Genomic DNA, 20227 nt, shown 5'->3' on the forward strand with positions numbered 1-20227 from the left:
AAACTAGGATGAAAGAGATTATTGAAAAACTAGCAAAATTTGAAAATTTATCAGGTGTGGAAATGACGGATGTCATTGAGCGTATCGTAACTGGCCGTGTAACGGAGGCGCAGATTGCTTCTCTCCTTTTGGCTCTTAAGATGAAGGGGGAAACACCTGAGGAACGCACAGCCATTGCCCAAGTCATGAGAGGACATGCCCAACATATTCCAACTGAGATTCATGATGCCATGGACAACTGTGGTACAGGTGGGGACAAGTCTTTCAGCTTTAACATCTCCACAACTGCAGCCTTTGTCTTGGCTGGTGGTGGTGTTCACATGGCAAAACACGGTAATCGCTCGATTTCTTCTAAATCTGGTTCTGCAGATGTCCTCGAAGCCTTAGGCATCAACCTAGACCTCAAACCAGCTGAATTAGGTAAGGTCTTTGATAAAACTGGTATCGTCTTTCTCTTTGCTAAAAATATGCACCCAGCAATGAAATACATCATGCCAGCTCGTTTGGAATTGGGAATTCCAACAATCATGAACTTGACTGGTCCTCTGATTCACCCAATGACTTTGGAAACACAGCTTCTTGGTATTAGTCGTCCAGAACTTCTAGAAAGTACAGCTCAGGTTTTGAAAAATATGGGTCGCAAACGTGCTATAGTGGTTGCTGGTCCAGAAGGATTGGACGAAGCTGGTTTGAATGGAACAACCAAGATTGCCCTTCTTGAAAATGGCGAAATCACCTTGTCAAGCTTTACTCCAGAAGATCTAGGGATGGAACGCTACGCTATCGAAGATATTCGTGGAGGCAACGCTCAGGAAAATGCAGAAATTTTGCTCAGAGTTCTTAAAAATGAACCAAGTCCATTCTTGGAAACGACAGTTTTAAATGCTGGTCTTGGTTTCTATGCTAATGGCAAGGTAGCTAGCATCAAGGATGGAGTTGCCTTGGCCCGCGAAGTCATTGCTAGTGGCAAGGCCCTTGAAAAACTCAGACTGTTACAGGAGTACCAAAAATGAGTCAGGAATTTTTAGCACGAATTTTGGAGCAGAAGGCGCGTGAGGTCGAGCAGATGGAGCTGGAGGAAATCCAGCCCCTGCGCCAGACCTATCGTTTAGCTGACTATCTAAAACAACATCAAGACCGTTTACAGGTAATCGCAGAAGTCAAGAAGGCTAGCCCTAGTCTGGGAGATATCAATCTAGATGTGGATATTGTGCAACAGGCTCAGACTTATGAAGAAAACGGCGCAGTGATGATTTCTGTTCTGACAGATGAGGTTTTCTTTAAAGGGCATTTGGATTATCTGCGGGAGATTTCCAGTCAGGTAGAGATTCCGACGCTCAACAAGGACTTTATCATCGATGAAAAGCAAATCATCCGTGCTCGCAATGCTGGTGCGACAGTTATCTTACTCATTGTCGCTGCCTTGTCAGAAGAACGTGTCAAGGAACTCTATGACTACGCGACAGAGCTTGGTCTGGAAGTCTTGGTGGAGACTCACAATCTAGCTGAACTAGAAGTGGCCCACAGGCTTGGTGCTGAGATTATTGGGGTTAATAACCGCAACTTGACCACCTTTGAGGTCGACTTGCAGACCAGTGTAGATTTGGCTAAACATTTCAAAGATGATTGCTTGTACATTTCTGAATCTGCTATTTTCACAGGGCAGGATGCGGAACGAGTAGCACCATACTTTAACGGAATTTTGGTAGGGACAGCTCTTATGCAGGCAGAAGATGTAGCCCAGAGAATCAAGGAGTTGCAGATTGACAAAGGTTAAAATTTGCGGATTATCTACCAAAGAAGCGGTGGAAACAGCTGTTTCAGCAGGAGCAGACTACATCGGTTTTGTCTTCGCACCTAGTAAAAGACAGGTGACCTTGGATCAGGCTACTGAGCTGGCAAAGCCCATTCCTGCTAATGTTAAGAAGGTTGGCGTATTTGTTTCACCAAGTCGGGCAGAATTGCTAGAAGCGATTGAAAAAGTTGGCTTGGACTTGGTTCAAGTTCACAGTCAGGTGGCAGATGATTTGTTTGAGAATTTGCCTTGTGCCAGTATTCAGGCTGTGCAGGTAGATGGAGAGGGTCATGTACCCAATTCTCAGGCAGATTATCTCCTCTTTGATGCCCCTGTGGCTGGGAGTGGCCAGACCTTTGATTGGGGTCAACTGAATACGATTGGACTAACTCAGCCTTTCTTTATCGCAGGTGGGCTTAATGAAGACAATGTCGTAAAAGCAATTCAACATTTTACTCCCTATGCAGTCGATGTATCGAGCGGAGTGGAGACAGATGGACAAAAAGATCAGGAAAAGATTAGAAGATTTATAGAGAGGGTAAAGAATGGCATATCAAGAACCAAATAAAGATGGATTTTACGGAAAATTCGGTGGACGTTTTGTCCCAGAAACATTGATGACAGCAGTTTTGGAGTTGGAAAAGGCTTATCGTGAAAGTCAGGCAGACCCAAGTTTCCAAGAGGAATTAAACCAACTTTTGCGCCAGTATGTGGGGCGTGAAACTCCTCTTTACTACGCAAAAAACTTGACCCAGCATATCGGCGGAGCCAAGATTTATCTTAAACGTGAAGACCTTAACCATACAGGGGCCCACAAGATTAACAATGCCTTGGGACAAGTTCTTCTGGCTAAACGCATGGGTAAAAAGAAAATTATCGCTGAAACAGGTGCTGGTCAGCACGGTGTGGCAACTGCAACTGCTGCAGCCCTCTTTAACATGGAATGTACTATCTACATGGGTGAGGAAGATGTCAAACGCCAAGCCCTCAATGTGTTCCGTATGGAGCTTTTGGGAGCTAAGGTTGAGGCAGTGACAGACGGTTCGCGCGTGCTCAAGGATGCGGTCAATGCAGCCCTTCGTTCATGGGTAGCTAATATTGATGATACCCACTATATCCTTGGTTCTGCCTTGGGGCCTCATCCATTCCCAGAAATCGTTCGTGACTTCCAAAGTGTTATTGGTCGAGAAGCTAAACAACAGTACCGTGACTTGACAGGTAAAAATCTACCAGATGCCTTAGTAGCCTGTGTTGGTGGTGGTTCTAATGCCATCGGTCTCTTCCATCCATTTGTAGAAGATGAATCAGTAGCTATGTATGGAGCTGAAGCAGCAGGACTTGGTGTGGATACAGAGCATCACGCAGCTACCTTGACCAAGGGTCGTCCGGGTGTCCTTCACGGTTCCCTCATGGATGTGCTCCAAGATGCCCATGGTCAAATTCTTGAAGCCTTCTCGATCTCAGCAGGTTTGGACTATCCTGGTATCGGTCCAGAGCATTCTCACTACCACGATATCAAACGTGCCAGCTATGTTCCTGTGACAGACGAAGAGGCCTTGGAAGGATTCCAACTCTTGTCTCGTGTGGAAGGGATTATCCCAGCCTTGGAATCTAGCCATGCGATCGCCTTTGCAGTGAAATTGGCCAAAGAACTTGGACCAGAAAAGTCTATGATTGTCTGTCTATCAGGTCGTGGGGACAAGGATGTGGTTCAAGTCAAAGACCGCTTGGAAGCAGATGCAGTAAAGAAGGGAGAAACTTATGCCTAAGACACTAACAGAAAAATTGAACGCTATTAAAGCAGCTGGAAAAGGAATTTTTGTTCCCTATATCATGTCTGGAGACCACGAGAAAGGTTTGGATGGTTTAGCTGAAACAATACACTTTTTAGAAGATTTGGGTGTTTCGGCTATTGAAGTTGGTATTCCCTTTTCAGACCCTGTTGCAGATGGACCTGTTATCGAAGAAGCTGGCTTGCGCAGTTTAGCCCACGGGACCTCTACCCAGGCTTTGGTTGAAACATTGAAAACCATTGAAACAGAGGTTCCACTTGTCATCATGACCTACTTCAACCCTCTCTTTCAGTACGGTGTGGAGAACTTTGTCAAAGATTTGGCAGATACAGCGGTTAAGGGCTTGATCATTCCAGACCTTCCTCATGAGCATACCAATTTTGTGGAGCCTTATTTGGCAGATACAGACATCGCTTTGATTCCCCTAGTTAGTTTGACGACAGGGCTTGAGCGTCAGAAAGAGTTGATTGATGGGGCAGAAGGATTCGTCTATGCGGTTGCCATCAATGGGGTGACAGGGAAATCAGGCAATTACCGCGCAGATTTGGACAAGCACTTGGCACAACTTCATCAAGTGGCCGATATCCCAGTCTTGACAGGTTTTGGCGTATCTAGTCAAGCTGATGTAGAACGCTTCAATGCGGTGTCAGATGGCGTTATCGTCGGTTCAAAAATCGTAAAAGCTCTCCACCAAGGAGAGCCGATTGAGGACTTTATCAAACAAGCAGTAGCTTACCAAAAATAATTACACAGGCAGCGAGTAAGAGGAAAGGCACGAAAGGAAGTCTTTCCTTTTTCTTTTGCAGTAGAAAGGCCAGGATGCCCGTCGCAGAAGCAAACTGAATCAAGATGAGTAATTCGGTTGCGCTAAAGACGATAGCACAAGAAGCTAAAAAGAGAAAATCCCCTGCACCCATGCGGATATCGATAAAATGAGCCAAAAAGCCAAGAGCAAGGAAAAAGACCATGACCAGATTCCAGCCAGAGGAAGCCATGAGGATTAGGTGGAAAGTCATCCAGACCAGTAGGGGATATTCCTGATGGCGAAAGTCGTAGATGCCCAAGGTCAAACCAGCGGTGATTAGGACGACTTGCCCCAAGGAAAGCAATTCCAAAGACCAAGCCAGAAAGAGGAGCCCTAAGCCTAGTTCAAAGAGGGCATACCAGACTGTATAAGGAGATTTGCAGTAGCGACAGCGAAAGCGATTGAGCACTTGCGAGAGAATCGGAATCAAATCTAAGGGGCGCAAGCGAGTCTGACAGGAATCGCAGTGACTAGCAGGTTGGATAATGGATTGCTCAGGAAAACGGTCAATGACCAAACCAAGAAAGGAAGCGAGAATGCTACCGACGAGAAAAAAATAAATATCAATCATACTTATCTATTCGTAAAAAATGGGAGAAGTAGTATAATGGAGAAACATAGACAAGATAGTGAGGTCAAGATGACAATTCGTTTTGAAGAAAATGTGAGCCCAGAAAACGCTCAATTCGTATGCCAATGGTCCAACTCCCTTGGCAAATCCTTTCAAGAACAATGGATGGGACCAATGATTCCTTTCCCCTTGACAATTCAAGTTTTGCAAGATTTGGAAGGAATCTTTTCAATCTTTGAAGGACAAGAGTTTGTGGGGCTAATACAAAAAATCAGGCTAGAAGACAGTAATCTTCATATTGGAAGATTTTTTATCAATCCTCAGAAACAGGGGCAAGGCTTAGGTAGGCAGGCTTTAAGGCAATTTGTTAGTTTGGTCTTTGAAAATAGAGATATAGACAGCATCTCTCTAAATGTCTTCGAGGCAAATCAAAGAGCTCAAAATCTTTACCAAAAAGAAGGATTTGAAATCGTTCAAATGGTTGAAGCACCTGTACGAAAATACATCATGAAAAAGAGTAGATAGAAAGTAAAAATCCTTGAAATCAATCTTGACTGCGATGATGAACCTGAATCAGCTCCTCAAAAGGGACTGTATATGAATGAACGTTACCAGTGTTTAAAAACTAAAGAATATCAGGCATTTTTATCTTCCAAGGGTAGACAAATTTCCGCTAAACGTAAGATTGATATGAAATCTGTCTTTGGGCAGATAAAGGTTTATTTGGTTATAAGAGATGTCATCTGAAAGGTAAGCGTAAAGTGAGAATTGACATGGGATTTGTACTCACGGTCAACAACCTGCTGAAATATAACAAGAGAAAGAGGCAAAATTAAAAAGCTAGAGTTCCGCAATTGGAAATCTCTAGCTTTTTGTTTTCTGAGAATCATCTTGACTCAGACTCTTTTGACTAATGTTACTAAAAAGATAAAGTAACTTTTAGCCTTATTTATTGTCGCCACTCAACATGTTTTTAACACCTTCGATAGCACCTTCTACAGCGTCTTTGGCATCTTCAGCAACTTCTTTTACTTTAGAAACAACTTTTTCAGCTGTTCCTTCTTTTTCCATTTTTTCATCACCGATGGCTTTACCAACACCTTCTTTAATAGAACCTTTAGCTTGATTTAATTTTTCTTCTACTGACATGATAATTTCTCCTGTTATATTTATTTTATCTTAGTTTACACGAGTTCTTTCGTGAGATACTACACCATTTGCTGCACCTTTAACAGCTTCTACGCCTTCGCTAACTTTTTCTTGAACAGTTGAGAAACCAGATCCAAGACCAGATTTAGCTTTTTCGAATTGTTCTGAAGCGAATTCTCCTGTTGATTCAGCAACGTCAGATACGCGATCTTGAAGGCTTACTGAGTCTGCTTCATGTTGTTCTTTAGTTTTGATGTCGACAACGTTTACGTTGATTTCAACAACTTCCAAGTCAGTCATTTTAGCAACTTCTGAAGATACGATTTCTCTGATTTCTGAATATAAAGCTGGAACATTTTTTTGGTACTCAGCAATAATGTTTAAGTCAACTGCAACTTGTGTTTTACCAACTTCTACGTTAACACCACTTGTTACGTCATCGCTGTTAACGATTTTTTCTTTAAGATTTGAGAAGAAACCACCGTCGATTCCCAAAAGACCTGAAACGTTTTCTAGTGACAGACCAATGATTTTTTGGATAACTTTATCTTCGTAAGTAAGTTCCCCTTTGATTTCGTGAGCTACAGCAGTAGCATCTTTCTTTTCTACGTTAGTGTTTGTGTTTTTTTCGTTTGACATATGAAACTCCTTTAATTAAATTAGTAATTTTTATTTTTTATTTATCTATATAGTTTTTTTCGATATATAACCCAGCTGCAACTCCCAGTGCTCCTAAAATCAATACAAATATTGTTTTGAAGAAGCCAAAGGAGATAATCAAACAAGCGAGAAATACGCCTATGAGACCAGTGATAATTGGATATCGATATTGTTTAAGCCATTCCATTTTTTACTTCCTTACTTCACACGACTAACAGTCTTTTTGTTTTGAGGTTTTGGTTTAGGCTGGTAGTCTTTTACTAGAACTTCTAGTTTAACCTGACGCTCAATACCAAAAAACTGCTTCAATCCATTAGTTATTTCATTTTGAATTAGTTGGCATCTGTCAGCGATGTTGTCCGAAGGAAGAATTTTACCTTCTACATGAACGAAACATTTATTTTTTCGTAAATTTACATGAACAGTTGGGTTCTTGATCAATCCATGATCACTCACCAAACTTCTAACAAAACCTTCGATTGCAGAATTCTTTAATTTTAATGTATCGTTTTTAGTTTCAAGTTGAATTTCCAAATAACGTTTAGGATAAAACAACACAACTAACATCGATAACAAAACTAAAGTTGATAGAGCCACTATCCCCCAGAATATATATCTAGAGAGATAGAATTCAACGAAATGATTCTGTCTCCAGCTAAATAGCTGAATGCCTAGATCACTAACTTGATGATAATCTATCAAAACAGGAAGGAAAATTGTCAAGATTAAAATACAGAAAATAATTAAAAATATTTTCTTTGTTTTTGACATATACAATCCTTTCGATTTAACATTAAACTATTTTTACCCGTCTAATCTATTTAAAAATAGTTTATTTTACAAGTAATTATTTTTTACCTGTAAAGAATGATACTACAGTAACAACAATTGCTGCTCCTGCAATAGATGGGATCAAAGCCATTCCAGCAATGGATGGGCCCCAACTACCTAAAAGGGATTGTCCTACAGATGACCCGACTAAACCAGCGAATACATTTGCGACGATTCCCATAGAACTACCTTTTTTAGTGATTCTACCTGCTACAAGTCCAATAAGACCTCCAGCAATGATTGACCACAATATTGCTTACCCTCCTTTTTTATTTTAATATCAAAAAATAAATCAATTCCTTTGATTATTGCTATTGTATAATTTTAATATAAAATAATCAATTATTTTGATTATTATATAATTTTAATATAAAAAAATCAAATTCTTTGATTGTTGCTATTATATAATTTTTAAAATTAAAAATATAATCTTTCGACTTGAATTTGATTCTGTATTCACGCCCTCAATAGACGGTAAAATAAGAAAATTGTTTATATATTGCCTCCGTAGTGTTATTATACGAGATAAAGGATCTTAGTAAAAGTCGTTATAGCATGCTATACCTATTCATTGTGGTATAATTGCAAGAGGTTTAATCCGATAATTTATAAAGAGAGAAAGACATTCATGAGAGATTTATTATCTAAAAAAAGTCATAGGCAATTAGAATTATTAGAATTATTATTTGAACATAAACGATGGTTTCATCGTTCTGAACTAGCAGAGTTACTAAATTGTACAGAACGTGCAGTCAAAGATGATCTATCCCATGTTAGATCTGCTTTTCCTGACTTGATTTTTCATTCTTCTACTAATGGTATACGCATTATTAATACCGATGATAGTGATATTGAAATGGTTTACCATCATTTCTTTAAGCATCCAACACATTTTTCGATTTTAGAATTTATCTTTTTTAATGAAGGTTGTCAAGCTGAAAGTATTTGTAAAGAATTTTATATCGGTTCATCTTCGCTCTATCGTATTATTAGCCAAATCAATAAAGTGATTAAAAGGCAATTTCAATTTGAAATCAGTCTGATCCCTGTTCAAATCATTGGAAATGAGAGAGACATTCGTTACTTTTTTTGCACAATATTTTTCAGAAAAATATTATTTCCTATATATGAAATTGAAGGGATTTTAGAAAGCCAATTGGAGTGATTTTATCCATGATGGGGAAATAATCTGGATAAAAATGATTGAGAAATAGTTGCTAAAAAAGCGTTTGCATGATACTATATATTGAAAGGAGGTGATAATATGGTAGAACAAAGAAAATCAATTACCATGAAAGATGTTGCTTTAGAAGCAGGAGTTAGTGTTGGAACAGTTTCACGTGTAATTAATAAAGAAAAAGGCATTAAAGAAGTAACCTTGAAAAAAGTGGAACAAGCAATTAAAACCTTGAATTACATTCCAGATTACTACGCTCGAGGAATGAAAAAAAATCGAACAGAAACGATTGCAATCATTGTACCAAGTATCTGGCATCCCTTTTTTTCAGAATTTGCTATGCATGTGGAAAATGAAGTCTATAAGAGGAATAATAAATTACTCTTATGTTCTATAAATGGTACAAATAGAGAGCAAGACTACCTGGAGATGTTGCGTCATAATAAAGTTGATGGAGTGGTTGCTATTACCTATAGTCCAATTGAACATTACCTGTCGTCAGGAATTCCCTTTGTCAGTATTGACCGTACATACTCAGATATTGCCATTCCTTGTGTTTCATCAGATAATGATGCAGGTGGAAGAGAAGCAGCTAAACAATTAATTAGTAAAGGATGTCAGCATTTAGCCTTTGTGGGCGGACATAATACAACCATTAATGAAACCAAACGTCGTAGAATTTCCTTTGAAAAGTATGTCCAAGAGCATAAAATACCTCTTAGTATTTTTGATTTGGATGAGACAGTTACTGACTATCATGGAAAGCTAGAGAGTTTCTTGGAAGAAAATCCTTCTATAGATGGAATTTTTACAATTAACGACTTTGCAGCTTTAGATGTTATTGATATACTAGAAAAAAATGGCAAACGTATTCCTCATGATGTCCAAATTATTGGATACGATGGAATTAAAATGGCTGGAGATAGAGATTATCTACTTTCAACAATTGAGCAACCCCTGGAGGAAATGGCTAGAGAAGCTGTACGAATCCTATTTGATATCATCGAAGGAAAGGCTGTTAATTTGCAGACAATCCTACCAGTAAAATTTGTTGAAGGAAAAACAACAAAAAATGAAAATAAGTCTTGACAGAAAGCGCTATCAATGATAGAATAAGTTCAGATAAAAGAGATTTATTTTTTTAGAACAAAAATGAAACGTTTCAAAAAAAGAAATAAATAGACAGCGCCAAGCGCTATCTTTTTCAGACAAAAATGAAACGTTTCAAAAAAGGAGGTTGCTATGAATAGCAAAGCGAAGCAAGTTTCTCTTTGGGAAAGAATCAAGAAACAAAAACTCCTGTTATTGATGACTGTCCCTGGTTTAGTTTTAACCTTTATCTTTAAATACATCCCTATGTATGGGGTTTTAATCGCATTTAAAGATTATAATCCCTTAAAAGGAATTTTAGGGAGTGATTGGATTGGTTTTTCTGAGTTTACAAAATTCATATCCTCTCCCAACTTTGGTATCTTGTTAGCCAATACTTTAAAATTAAGTATATATGGTTTATTGCTTGGCTTTTTACCACCAATCATTCTTGCTATTATGCTCAATCAACTCTTGAGTGAAAAAGTCAAAAAACGAATTCAGCTCATTTTATACGCACCAAACTTTATCTCAGTCGTTGTTATTGTCGGTATGATTTTCCTTTTCTTTTCAGTGGGAGGACCAATTAACAATTTTCTCTCTATGTTTGGAATCAAGGCTGACTTCTTGACAAATCCAGACTTCTTTAGACCTTTATACATCTTTAGTGGTATCTGGCAAGGAATGGGCTGGGCTTCAACGCTCTACACAGCAACATTAGTAAATGTAGATCCAGCCTTAGTAGAAGCAGCCCGATTGGATGGAGCTAATATCTTCCAACGAATCTGGCACATTGATATTCCAGCTCTTAAGCCTATTATGGTTATCCAATTTGTTTTAGCTGCAGGTGGAATTATGAATGTCGGTTATGAAAAAGCATTCTTAATGCAGACATCGTTAAATTTGCCAACTTCTGAAATTATCTCTACGTATGTCTATAAAGTTGGTCTTGTATCAGGAGACTATTCTTACTCAACAGCGGTTGGTTTGTTTAATGCAGTGATTAACGTAGTATTGCTTGTTGCAGTTAACCAAATCGTTAAACGCATGAATAATGGTGAAGGAATTTAAGGAGGGAAGCATGAAAAATTCGATTATGGATACCAAATTTGATAGACGTATCTTACTCTTAAATAAAATCATTATTGTCTTTATCGTTTTGATAACCTTACTTCCTTTACTTTATATCGTCGTAGCATCCTTTATGGATCCTAAGGTTCTGGTTAGTAGAGGGATTAGCTTTAATCCATCCGATTGGACGGTAGAAGGTTACCAGCGTGTATTCAGTGACCAATCTATTCTAAGAGGTTTTATCAATTCCCTGCTTTATTCTTTTGGCTTTGCAGCTTTAACAGTATTGCTATCTGTGTTTACAGCTTATCCTCTTTCCAAAAAAGATTTGGTAGGGCGCCGTTGGATTAACTACTTCTTGATTGTAACCATGTTCTTTGGTGGTGGTTTAGTCCCAACTTACTTGCTCGTAAAAGAATTGGGAATGCTAAATACTCCATGGGCTATCATTATTCCCGGTGCTGTCAATGTTTGGAATATTATTCTTGCTAGGGCTTATTTCCAAGGATTGCCTGAAGAATTGGTAGAAGCAGCCGTCATTGATGGTGCAAATGATTTACAGATTTTCTTCAAAATCATGCTTCCTCTTGCAAAACCAATTATGTTTGTTCTCTTCCTCTATGCTTTTGTAGGACAGTGGAACTCATACTTTGATGCAATGATTTATATCAAGGATCCAAACTTGGAACCATTGCAACTTGTACTTCGTAAAATTCTCATTCAAAGCCAACCAGGTCAAGATATGATTGGGGCACAAGCGGCTATGAATGAAATGAAACGTTTAGCTGAATTAATTAAATACGCAACTATTGTCATTTCCAGCTTGCCATTGATTGTTATGTATCCATTCTTCCAAAAATACTTTGATAAAGGAATTATGGCTGGTTCACTTAAAGGATAAAAAAAAGAAAAAATAAAAGGAGTTTTCTCATGAAATTCAAAACATTCTCAAAATCAGCAGTTTTGTTGACAGCTAGTTTAGCAGTACTTGCAGCCTGTGGCTCAAAAAATACAGCTTCAAGTCCAGATTATAAGTTGGAAGGTGTAACATTCCCGCTTCAAGAAAAGAAAACATTGAAGTTTATGACAGCTAGTTCACCGTTAGCTCCTAAAGACCCAAATGAAAAGTTAATTTTGCAACGTTTGGAGAAGGAAACTGGCGTTCATATTGACTGGACCAACTATCAATCCGACTTTGCAGAAAAACGTAACTTGGATATTTCTAGTGGTGATCTACCAGATGCTATCCACAACGACGGAGCTTCAGATGTGGACTTGATGAACTGGGCTAAAAAAGGTGTTATTATTCCAGTTGAAGATTTGATTGATAAATACATGCCAAATCTTAAGAAAATTTTGGATGAGAAACCAGAATACAAGGCCTTGATGACAGCACCTGATGGGCACATTTACTCATTCCCATGGATTGAAGAGCTTGGAGCGGGTAAAGAGTCTATTCATAGCGTCAACGATATGGCTTGGATTAACAAAGATTGGCTTAAGAAACTTGGTCTTGAAATGCCAAAAACTACTGATGATCTGATTAAAGTCCTAGAAGCTTTCAAAAACGGGGATCCAAATGGAAATGGAGAGGCTGATGAAATTCCATTTACATTTATTAGTGGTAACGGAAACGAAGATTTTAAATTCCTATTTGCTGCATTTGGTATAGGGGATAACGATGATCATTTAGTAGTTGGAAATGACGGTAAAGTTGACTTCACAGCAGATAACGACGACTATAAAGAAGGTGTGAAATTCATCCGTCAATTGCAAGAAAAAGGCTTGATCGATAAGGAAGCCTTCGAACATGATTGGAATAGTTACATTGCTAAAGGTCATGATCAGAAATTTGGTGTTTACTTTACATGGGATAAGAGTAATGTTACTGGAAGTAATGAAAGTTATGATGTTTTACCAGTACTTGCTGGACCAAGTGGTCAAAAACACGTAGCTCGTACAAACGGTATGGGATTTGCACGTGACAAGATGGTTATTACCAGTGTAAACAAAAACCTAGAATTGACAGCTAAATGGATTGATGCACAATACGCTCCACTCCAATCTGTGCAAAATAACTGGGGAACTTACGGAGATGACAAGCAACAAAATATCTTTGAATTTGACCAAGCAACTAACAGCCTCAAACACTTACCACTAAACGGAACTGCACCAGCAGAACTTCGTCAAAAGACTGAAGTAGGAGGACCACTAGCTATTCTAGATTCATACTATGGTAAAGTGACAACTATGCCAGATGATGCCAAATGGCGTTTGGATCTTATCAAAGAATATTATGTTCCTTACATGAGCAATGACAATAACTATCCAAGAGTCTTTATGACACAGGAAGATCTGGATAAGATTGCCCATATCGAAGCAGATATGAATGACTATATCTACCGTAAACGTGCTGAATGGATTGTAAATGGCAATATTGATGCTGAGTGGGATGATTACAAGAAAGAACTTGAAAAATACGGACTTTCTGATTACCTCGCTATTAAACAAAAATACTACGACCAATACCAAGCAAACAAAAACTAGAGGTTGATTATGGGAGATAAAAAATACACAGTAGAGAGGGCCAATCGTTTTATAGCAGAAAATAAACATCTTGTAAATACTCAATATAAGCCTGAAGAACATTTTTCAGCTGAGATTGGCTGGATCAATGATCCAAATGGATTTGTCTATTTTCGTGGAGAATACCATCTCTTTTATCAATTCTATCCTTATGATAGTGTTTGGGGGCCTATGCACTGGGGCCATGCTAAAAGTAAGGACTTGGTGACTTGGGAGCACTTGCCAGTGGCACTTGCTCCTGACCAAGATTATGACCGAAATGGTTGCTTCTCAGGCTCTGCCATTGTCAAGGATGATCGCCTCTGGCTCATGTATACTGGGCATATCGAAGAAGAAACAGGTGTTCGTCAAGTGCAAAATATAGCATTTTCAGACGACGGGATTCACTTTGAAAAGATTGAACAAAATCCAGTTGCAACTGGAGCAGACTTGCCAGATGAGTTGATTGTTGCTGATTTCCGTGATCCAAAACTCTTTGAAAAAGATGGGCGCTATTACTCCGTAGTAGCTGCCAAACACAAGGATAATGTGGGCTGTATCGTTCTACTAGGGTCCGATAACCTAGTAGAATGGCAGTTCGAATCCATCTTTTTAAAAGGGGTAGGACACCAAGGCTTTATGTGGGAATGCCCAGATTACTTTGAGTTAGATGGGAAAGATTGCCTTATTATGTCACCCATGCGTTATCAGCGTGAGGGAGACTCATATCATAACATCAACTCATCGGTTTTGTTTACGGGTAAGGTAGATTGGGGAGAAAAACGTTTTATCCCAGAATCAGTTCAAGAAATTGATCATGGACAAGACTTCTATGCGCCTCAAACATTGCTGGACGATCAAAATCGTCGTATCCTGATTGCTTGGATGCAGACATGGGGACGTACCCTTCCAACCCATGACCAAGAACACAAATGGGCATGTGCCATGACTTTACCTAGAATTCTAAGATTGGAAGATGGCAAACTAAGACAATTCCCTGTAAAAAAAGGCCAATATCAAATCCAAATAGATAAAGATTGTCATTACCACTTAGGAAATGATACAGATTATCTTGAATTTGGTTATGACAGTAATACGCAGCAAGTTTACATTGATCGTAGCCATCTTGTTCAAAAAATTCTAGGTGAAGAAGAACAGGACACTAGTCGACGGTATGTAGATATTGAAGCTAAAGAATTGGAAGTTGTTCTAGATAAAAATTCCATCGAGATTTTTGTCAATCAAGGTGAAGCAAGCTTGACAGCAACTTATTACTTAACAGTACCAGCGGAGCTATCACGAATCGATTAAAAATTAATACTCTTCGAAAATCTCTTCAAACCACGTCAGCGTCGCCTTACCGTACTCAAGTACAGCTTGCGGCTAGCTTCCTAGTTTGCTCTTTGATTTTCATTGAGTATAAGTTATTTCTCCTAAAGAAAAAGTTCTCTTTCTAGCAAAATGGAAAGAGAATTTTTTTTTCTAATTAAGCAGAGCAGATTTCTGTTTAAACAACTCAATTTTATCATTACAGTAATTGATTAAATCTTGTGCTTTTTCAAGTGTGTATCCTTTTTCAGATACAGATTTCACTTTCTTCTCATCAAAATAGTAGCCAGTCAAACCAGTGATTTCTTCTGATAATGTAAGATAGTAGCCTGTTTCAATTCCCTCGTCTAGATTTTTGGGAAATGACTTCATCAAGCGTCCGAAGAGAGACTTTTTCGTCTTTTCATCACTGGAATCACTCCCCAAGTTGGTTGAAATCAAACCTGGATGGTAGGCATTGATGGTGATGTTTGAACCTTTTAAAAAGAAGTCTCTTGCCAGATAACGTGTCATCCAAATGGTATAGAGTTTGGAATTATTATAGGCCAATCTGGGATTATAGTTGTTCTCAAATCCAAAGTCTAAATCCTTGACCTTGGCAAAATGATGCATATAGGAAGAAGTATTAATGACACGGCCGTCAGACGCTTTTTCTAACAAGGAACTTAGCTCAGTTGTTAATATATAGGTAACCAGAACAGATAGCATAAAAGTCAACTCGACATTTTCAGTACTCGCTTTTCGTTCTTTCCCTGTATAAAGGCCTGCATTGTTAAACAAGACATCAATACTTTGAAAGTCTCGCTTGATTTCCTCCAGAAATCGATAAACATCGTCTAATTTGGAAAAATCTGCAAGGTAGCTAGAAACTCTGCCTCTCAAGGAAACTGCCCGAACCTCTTGAAGCGCCAGCTCAAGTTTTTGAGGATTTCGACCATGGAGGATGACATGATGGCCTTCACTGGCCAATTTCTTTGCCAAATGTTTACCAATACCGTCAGTAGCACCTGTAATCAGAATTGTTTTGACCATATTAGTTCTCTAAGAAAGCTTTTAATTCTTTTGAAAATTCGTCTGCATATTGGAAAATCGAACCGTGGCCAGCATTTGGATAGATGATCAGCTTACTATCTTTTATTTTCTCATGCATATCATAAGAATTTTCCGTTGGAACCTGCATATCCTTATCACCATTGACGATTAAGGTTGGTTGGGTGATGAATTGAAGGTCGTCCTGCGAATCTTTTCCCCAACGTTTAATAGCTTTGAGTTGAGTTAGGAATCCTGGTAGGTTCATGTCTTTATCCGCAAATTCCTTTCTTCTCATCCCCATTCGTCCTAGGACTTTCAAAGCTTCAATTTTCCCTTGTTCATCATGATTATAGAAGATATAGCGTTTAGGATCGATGCGCTCGAGTCCAGCTTTAAACATATAGTTAAAGGTTTTCCCTGTTACCTTATCGACCTCTTTTCCACCTCGAGGTCCTGTTCCAGCCAAGATTAAACGATTGACTAGAGTAGGCTTGATTCGGATGATTTCTTGGGCAATCATACCTCCCATAGAAAGACCGAGAAGATTGATTTTATCGTAACCAAGCGCTTTTACAAAGTCAATTGTCTGCTTAGCCATTCCAGGAATCGTCGAAGCAACTTTGCCCTGACTAGCTCCAACACCAGGAAGATCGACTACAATGACATGGTGCTTTTCAGCAATCAAGTCCAAGAGTTTAGGGTCCCAGTTATCGAGAGTTGCTGCCAAATGGACCAGCATCAGAAGAGGTAGTTTTGATTTGCCTTTACTAAGTTCGCGATAAGCGATTTTGTTTCCGTCGACTGTGATGTATTGATTTTTTGTAGTAAGATATGACATTGTGTTTTCCTTTTTATTTTTTAAAGCTGAGGACTGTTTTTCCACGTGAGCGACCATTAGCGACTTTGTCTAATGCGCTATTTACCTGTTCAAATGGGTAAACTGTATCGATAGAGGGTTTGATGTCTAATTTACTAAAGAGGTCAGCTACCTCTTGTAATTGAGCGCCATTGCTTTCCACAAAGATAAAATGGTAATGGACACTATATTTTTCCGCCATTTTATCAAATTTGCGACCGGCTAAGCCAAGAATAATTTGTTTCCATTTTGGTAGATTCATGCGTTTGGCAAAGGCACCGTTTGGCATGGCACGAAGTGAAACAAGATGACCACCTTTTTTCATGATAGACATTTGTTTTTCAGTTTCAGCACCCCCAAGAGTATCGAGGACATAATCCACCTGACTAACAGTTTTTGTATAATCCTCTGTTTTGTAATCGATAAATCTATCTGCTCCTAGTTTCAACACACGCTCAGCACTATCTCCAGAACCGTTGGTAATGACCTTCAAACCTTTGGCTTTGGCAATCGGAATGGCCATTCCACCGACACCTCCAGTACCACCAGAAATAAAGATCGTTTTCCCAGCTTGAGCGCCCATGAGGTCAAGAGCCTGCATGATTGTCAAGGCAGTCAAAGGTACAGTAGCGGCTTCCTCATCTGATAGATAGTCTGGAACCTTGGCTAAGGCTTGGCTATCGACAGCTACGTATTCTGCAAAGGCGCCGATATGATCAAGTGGCAGACGGCCAAAGACACGATTTCCTACCTGAAAGTTGTCAACTTTCTTGCCAATGCTTTCAACGATCCCAACGACCTCATTACCAGCAGTTTGAGGAAGTTGGTAAGGAACAATCATCTTGACCTCACCACGAGAGATCATGTTATCAAGAGGATTAACCCCAGCAGCGGTGACTTTGACCAAGACTTGTTTGTCTGTAATACTTGGTTTAGCGATTTCTGTGATGTTCAGTGTGATATTATTTTTGTTATAAGTAGTGTGTTGTGCGACTTTCATATGTTTTCTCTTTTCTTTTTTAATACGACTAATCATACTTGTATCTAATACAAGTATATGTTATTTCCAGTAAAAACTGACTTGACTTGCTATCAAATCAGTTTCGGACTTGTTTGGCTTGTTTATATAGATTGTCAATGACATCTTCTAAAGTTTGATTTGCTAATTCCTTCTCTAATTGAGATTCGGCACTAGCGAAAAGCGGTGAAACTGCTCCTTGGATATGTTTTCCAACGGGACAATCGGGATTACTATTTTGATGAACAGGAAATAAACTAATATGATTGATTTCTTGAGTAGCATAGTAGATCTCTAGTAAAGTCATTTTCTTTGGAGACTTACTGAGTTGATAGCCTATTTTTCCTTGCTGGGAATGAATCAAATCTGCGTTTTTCAACAAGGCAATCACCTTTCGAATGTAACTAGCGTTAGTCCCAACACTAATAGCTAGTGCTTGAGAACTTAATGTTTCCTTGCTTTCACTAATCATTGTTAAGATATGCAAAGCAACTGAGAATTTTGTATCCATCTGAACTCCTTTTTTGGTAATCTTGTATCAGATACAAGAACAAGTATATCATAAATTAAAAGAAAAGCAAGACTTTTGTTTTAAATTTTTTTGAAGAGTGTCATCATATCAGATTTGTTTGGAAAGGGTGTTCACAAAATTATATCTTTACTATCCATTGATAGAACAAAAGTAGAACAGATACGAAAAAAAGCCTTATTACAAGGCTTTTCCTGTTGTATTAGATGCCCCCTACATGGATTTGTAAGAACTTTTCATATTGAAAATAAACAAAAATGTTGAAATATAGCTGATTTTAGGGAAATACTTTTAGGTGTTTTCAATGTCAGGATTTAAAAATGGGGCAAAAGTGGGGCAAAAACGAATGACTCGTATTTGGTTTGAAAACCTATAATACCTAATGATTATGCTATTCTAGATATATAGTTTTGTTATAAATAAATGTCAGTGCGAGTTCAAATCGGAGGATAAAATGGAAAAACAAATTAATGAAAAAAAGCCTTGGTTCCCAAAGCTTTTTTATGTTATAAACTCATTAAAAGAGCCCCCAGTTAGATTTGGAATATTTTTTATTCTGTGTCATATAAAAATAAATAAAATGAATGGCTATAGCTAGAGCTAAAATGGTTGTTATACTCACTACTATTATAGGATTAGAAGCAAAGATTAAAGAGAGAATCAAGGCAGCCAGATAGAGTGTCGCTTGGACACAGTAGTAACTTTTCGAATAGCGAAGATAGTGTTTGTTATGGGGCCCATTTACTAGGACAGCAGCTTGAAAGAGGCCAAATCCGATATAAGAGAAGCTGGTTGCAAAGAGACGATTAGCTTCAGGATTCAGAAGAAAACTCATCGATACAGTCATCATCATAAGCCCAATGAAAATAGGATAGTGACTGTAAATTAGAAATAGCCCCTTTTGATTAGATTTTTCATCAATAGCATGGTCGAATTGACCAAAATAAAACAAGAACAGAGAAATCATAATAATGAAATAAAGAACCGAATAAATCGAGAAATTCTCGATTGTAAAGAAGTTAGCTAGCTCCGTAATCATCTCTCCAAACATAATAATGACAAGAAGGGAGATGCGCTCGATTAAATGGGGGAGATTTACCTGGTAATGCTTATCTTTATTAAGCAAGATACTTGGCATAATAAATGTTAGCAGAATACTAGCAAATAAGACAGAGACTCCAACGTAAATAGGAAGAAGAGCTGCTAAATAGACTCCTAAACTTCCTAGACCTGTTATCCATAGAAAACCTTTGATACTTTCCCGATGAACATCATCGGTTGATTTTCTAAAAAATTCAACCAAATATTGAAAAAATAAGGTAAGGGTTAATGTACCAATAGCCCAACAGAGATAATGAAAATATTGTTGCCAATCAGGTCCAATCATATTGGCTATAAAGAGTAAAATTCCCATTTTGATAAACATGATTACTATGTTAAATAAAGAGTTCTTTCCATAGCGATTGGTATAATCGGTTTGAATCATCCAGGAATCGATGAGAAGCAAAGAAGCAATGAAAAAATCAAGGAAAGAATTCCAAGTCAAAATACCGTTATGAAGATGGTCAATTAAAGTAGTTACTTTTGAAACTGCAAAAACAAAAACTAAGTCATAAAAAAGTTCTGAAAATTCTACACGTTTATGTTTAATAAGAGTTGTCATCTTAAGACCTTTCTATTTTAGAAGTACAATTTATTATAACAGAAAATGGTAATGAGAGAAAAGGATATGCTTAAATAACTTTATGTGGCGCGAATGAACTGCGCCACAAAAGTTAGGTTTTTTCTGTCTAACTTTTGGGGTGCAGTTCAGAAGGGGTGTTTTTTCTATCGTTTTTTAGTGCTAAGACTACACAAAAAAGCCTTGATTCCAAGGCTTTTTCCTGTTGATTTAGATGCCCCCTACAGGGATTTGGAAAGGACTTTCATATTGAGAGCAATTAAAAATATTGAAATA

22 protein-coding genes and 2 pseudogenes are annotated in these 20227 nt (G+C 38.2%); 13 read left to right on the forward strand and 11 right to left on the reverse strand.

From position 1 onward, the window contains the following. Window positions 1-8 precede the first annotated feature (8 nt). From trpD to trpA, 5 genes are read left to right on the forward strand one after another with little or no spacing between them, the layout of a single operon-like run. Window positions 9-1013 (forward strand): anthranilate phosphoribosyltransferase, encoded by a 1005-nt coding sequence (trpD, locus tag QMQ21_RS16425; protein WP_033684824.1) that lies wholly within the window; start codon window positions 9-11, stop codon window positions 1011-1013. Continuing rightward, the gene (trpC, locus tag QMQ21_RS16430) at window positions 1010-1777 is read left to right on the forward strand and encodes an indole-3-glycerol phosphate synthase TrpC (protein WP_024057632.1); all 768 of its coding nucleotides are present in this window, start codon (window positions 1010-1012) and stop codon (window positions 1775-1777) included. Before trpD ends, trpC begins: the two co-directional genes overlap by 4 nt. Next, a complete protein-coding gene (locus QMQ21_RS16435) occupies window positions 1764-2363 on the forward strand; it encodes a phosphoribosylanthranilate isomerase (protein WP_020901643.1) in 600 nt (199 codons plus the stop codon). The genes trpC and QMQ21_RS16435 overlap by 14 nt, the downstream gene beginning before the upstream one ends. Then, window positions 2341-3564 (forward strand): tryptophan synthase subunit beta, encoded by a 1224-nt coding sequence (gene trpB, locus QMQ21_RS16440; protein ID WP_004256047.1) that lies wholly within the window; start codon window positions 2341-2343, stop codon window positions 3562-3564. The genes QMQ21_RS16435 and trpB overlap by 23 nt, the downstream gene beginning before the upstream one ends. Further along, a complete protein-coding gene (gene trpA / locus QMQ21_RS16445) occupies window positions 3557-4333 on the forward strand; it encodes a tryptophan synthase subunit alpha (RefSeq protein ID WP_261814823.1) in 777 nt (258 codons plus the stop codon). The genes trpB and trpA overlap by 8 nt, the downstream gene beginning before the upstream one ends. Here trpA and QMQ21_RS16450 read toward each other — a convergent pair. Further along, window positions 4305-4964 (reverse strand): prepilin peptidase, encoded by a 660-nt coding sequence (locus QMQ21_RS16450; protein WP_261814824.1) that lies wholly within the window; start codon window positions 4962-4964, stop codon window positions 4305-4307. The two genes, trpA and QMQ21_RS16450, sit on opposite strands and share 29 nt — an antisense overlap. Window positions 4965-5033: 69 nt before the next feature. Here QMQ21_RS16450 and QMQ21_RS16455 point away from each other — a divergent pair, with 69 nt between their 5' ends. Together QMQ21_RS16455 and QMQ21_RS19560 are read left to right on the forward strand one after the other, a co-directional pair. Next, window positions 5034-5489, forward strand: coding sequence for a GNAT family N-acetyltransferase (locus QMQ21_RS16455; protein WP_284525499.1), 456 nt, complete (start codon window positions 5034-5036; stop codon window positions 5487-5489). A gap of 33 nt (window positions 5490-5522) precedes the next feature. Further along, a pseudogene (locus QMQ21_RS19560) lies at window positions 5523-5800 on the forward strand (transposase); the annotation flags it as partial. 109 nt (window positions 5801-5909) lie between these two features. Here QMQ21_RS19560 and QMQ21_RS16460 read toward each other — a convergent pair. The 5 genes from QMQ21_RS16460 to QMQ21_RS16480 form a co-directional block, all read right to left on the reverse strand. Continuing rightward, complete coding sequence (locus QMQ21_RS16460) at window positions 5910-6113, reverse strand: CsbD family protein (RefSeq protein WP_000109960.1); 204 nt, start codon at window positions 6111-6113, stop codon at window positions 5910-5912. Between the two features lie 30 nt (window positions 6114-6143). Further along, the gene (locus tag QMQ21_RS16465; protein WP_084861710.1) at window positions 6144-6752 is read right to left on the reverse strand and encodes an Asp23/Gls24 family envelope stress response protein; all 609 of its coding nucleotides are present in this window, start codon (window positions 6750-6752) and stop codon (window positions 6144-6146) included. 37 nt (window positions 6753-6789) lie between these two features. After that, a complete protein-coding gene (locus tag QMQ21_RS16470) occupies window positions 6790-6960 on the reverse strand; it encodes a DUF2273 domain-containing protein (protein WP_000455069.1) in 171 nt (56 codons plus the stop codon). Between the two features lie 11 nt (window positions 6961-6971). Beyond that, window positions 6972-7544: an alkaline shock response membrane anchor protein AmaP gene (gene amaP / locus QMQ21_RS16475; protein ID WP_023946078.1), complete on the reverse strand. Its 573-nt coding sequence runs from the start codon at window positions 7542-7544 to the stop codon at window positions 6972-6974. Window positions 7545-7620: 76 nt separating this feature from the next. Next, window positions 7621-7857 carry a GlsB/YeaQ/YmgE family stress response membrane protein gene (locus tag QMQ21_RS16480; RefSeq protein WP_049522036.1) on the reverse strand — a complete coding sequence of 79 codons (237 nt, stop codon included), beginning with the start codon at window positions 7855-7857 and terminating at the stop codon, window positions 7621-7623. A gap of 375 nt (window positions 7858-8232) precedes the next feature. Here QMQ21_RS16480 and QMQ21_RS16485 point away from each other — a divergent pair. From QMQ21_RS16485 to QMQ21_RS16510, 6 genes and pseudogenes are all read left to right on the forward strand, one after another. Next, window positions 8233-8749 (forward strand): annotated as a pseudogene (locus tag QMQ21_RS16485) (AcpB/EbpR/MafR family transcriptional regulator); the annotation flags it as partial. 119 nt (window positions 8750-8868) lie between these two features. Continuing rightward, on the forward strand, window positions 8869-9870 hold the full coding sequence (locus QMQ21_RS16490; protein ID WP_261034754.1) for a LacI family DNA-binding transcriptional regulator: 1002 nt from the start codon (window positions 8869-8871) through the stop codon (window positions 9868-9870). Between the two features lie 153 nt (window positions 9871-10023). After that, window positions 10024-10941, forward strand: coding sequence for an ABC transporter permease (locus QMQ21_RS16495; RefSeq protein ID WP_045605839.1), 918 nt, complete (start codon window positions 10024-10026; stop codon window positions 10939-10941). A 10-nt stretch (window positions 10942-10951) separates the two neighbouring features. After that, complete coding sequence (locus tag QMQ21_RS16500) at window positions 10952-11842, forward strand: carbohydrate ABC transporter permease (protein ID WP_101785990.1); 891 nt, start codon at window positions 10952-10954, stop codon at window positions 11840-11842. Between the two features lie 29 nt (window positions 11843-11871). Next, complete coding sequence (locus tag QMQ21_RS16505; RefSeq protein ID WP_223330776.1) at window positions 11872-13488, forward strand: ABC transporter substrate-binding protein; 1617 nt, start codon at window positions 11872-11874, stop codon at window positions 13486-13488. 9 nt (window positions 13489-13497) lie between these two features. Next, window positions 13498-14817, forward strand: a complete 1320-nt coding sequence (locus QMQ21_RS16510) for a glycoside hydrolase family 32 protein (protein ID WP_261034755.1) — start codon at window positions 13498-13500, stop codon at window positions 14815-14817. A 171-nt stretch (window positions 14818-14988) separates the two neighbouring features. Here the strand turns inward: QMQ21_RS16510 and QMQ21_RS16515 are convergent, their stop codons facing one another. The 5 genes from QMQ21_RS16515 to QMQ21_RS16535 all read right to left on the reverse strand — a co-directional run bounded on the left by QMQ21_RS16515 (window position 14989) and on the right by QMQ21_RS16535 (window position 19933). Next, window positions 14989-15867: an SDR family NAD(P)-dependent oxidoreductase gene (locus tag QMQ21_RS16515; RefSeq protein WP_261814826.1), complete on the reverse strand. Its 879-nt coding sequence runs from the start codon at window positions 15865-15867 to the stop codon at window positions 14989-14991. 1 nt (window position 15868) lies between these two features. Then, window positions 15869-16705 (reverse strand): alpha/beta fold hydrolase, encoded by an 837-nt coding sequence (locus QMQ21_RS16520; RefSeq protein ID WP_261814827.1) that lies wholly within the window; start codon window positions 16703-16705, stop codon window positions 15869-15871. A 13-nt stretch (window positions 16706-16718) separates the two neighbouring features. Continuing rightward, entirely contained in the window at window positions 16719-17723 is a 1005-nt protein-coding gene (locus QMQ21_RS16525; protein ID WP_261034758.1) for an NADP-dependent oxidoreductase, read from the reverse strand. 97 nt (window positions 17724-17820) lie between these two features. Beyond that, the gene (locus tag QMQ21_RS16530) at window positions 17821-18252 is read right to left on the reverse strand and encodes an Rrf2 family transcriptional regulator (RefSeq protein ID WP_045605859.1); all 432 of its coding nucleotides are present in this window, start codon (window positions 18250-18252) and stop codon (window positions 17821-17823) included. 535 nt (window positions 18253-18787) lie between these two features. Continuing rightward, a complete protein-coding gene (locus tag QMQ21_RS16535) occupies window positions 18788-19933 on the reverse strand; it encodes a low temperature requirement protein A (protein WP_261814828.1) in 1146 nt (381 codons plus the stop codon). Window positions 19934-20227: the final 294 nt, after the last annotated feature.

This window comes from Streptococcus bouchesdurhonensis (assembly GCF_948472335.1).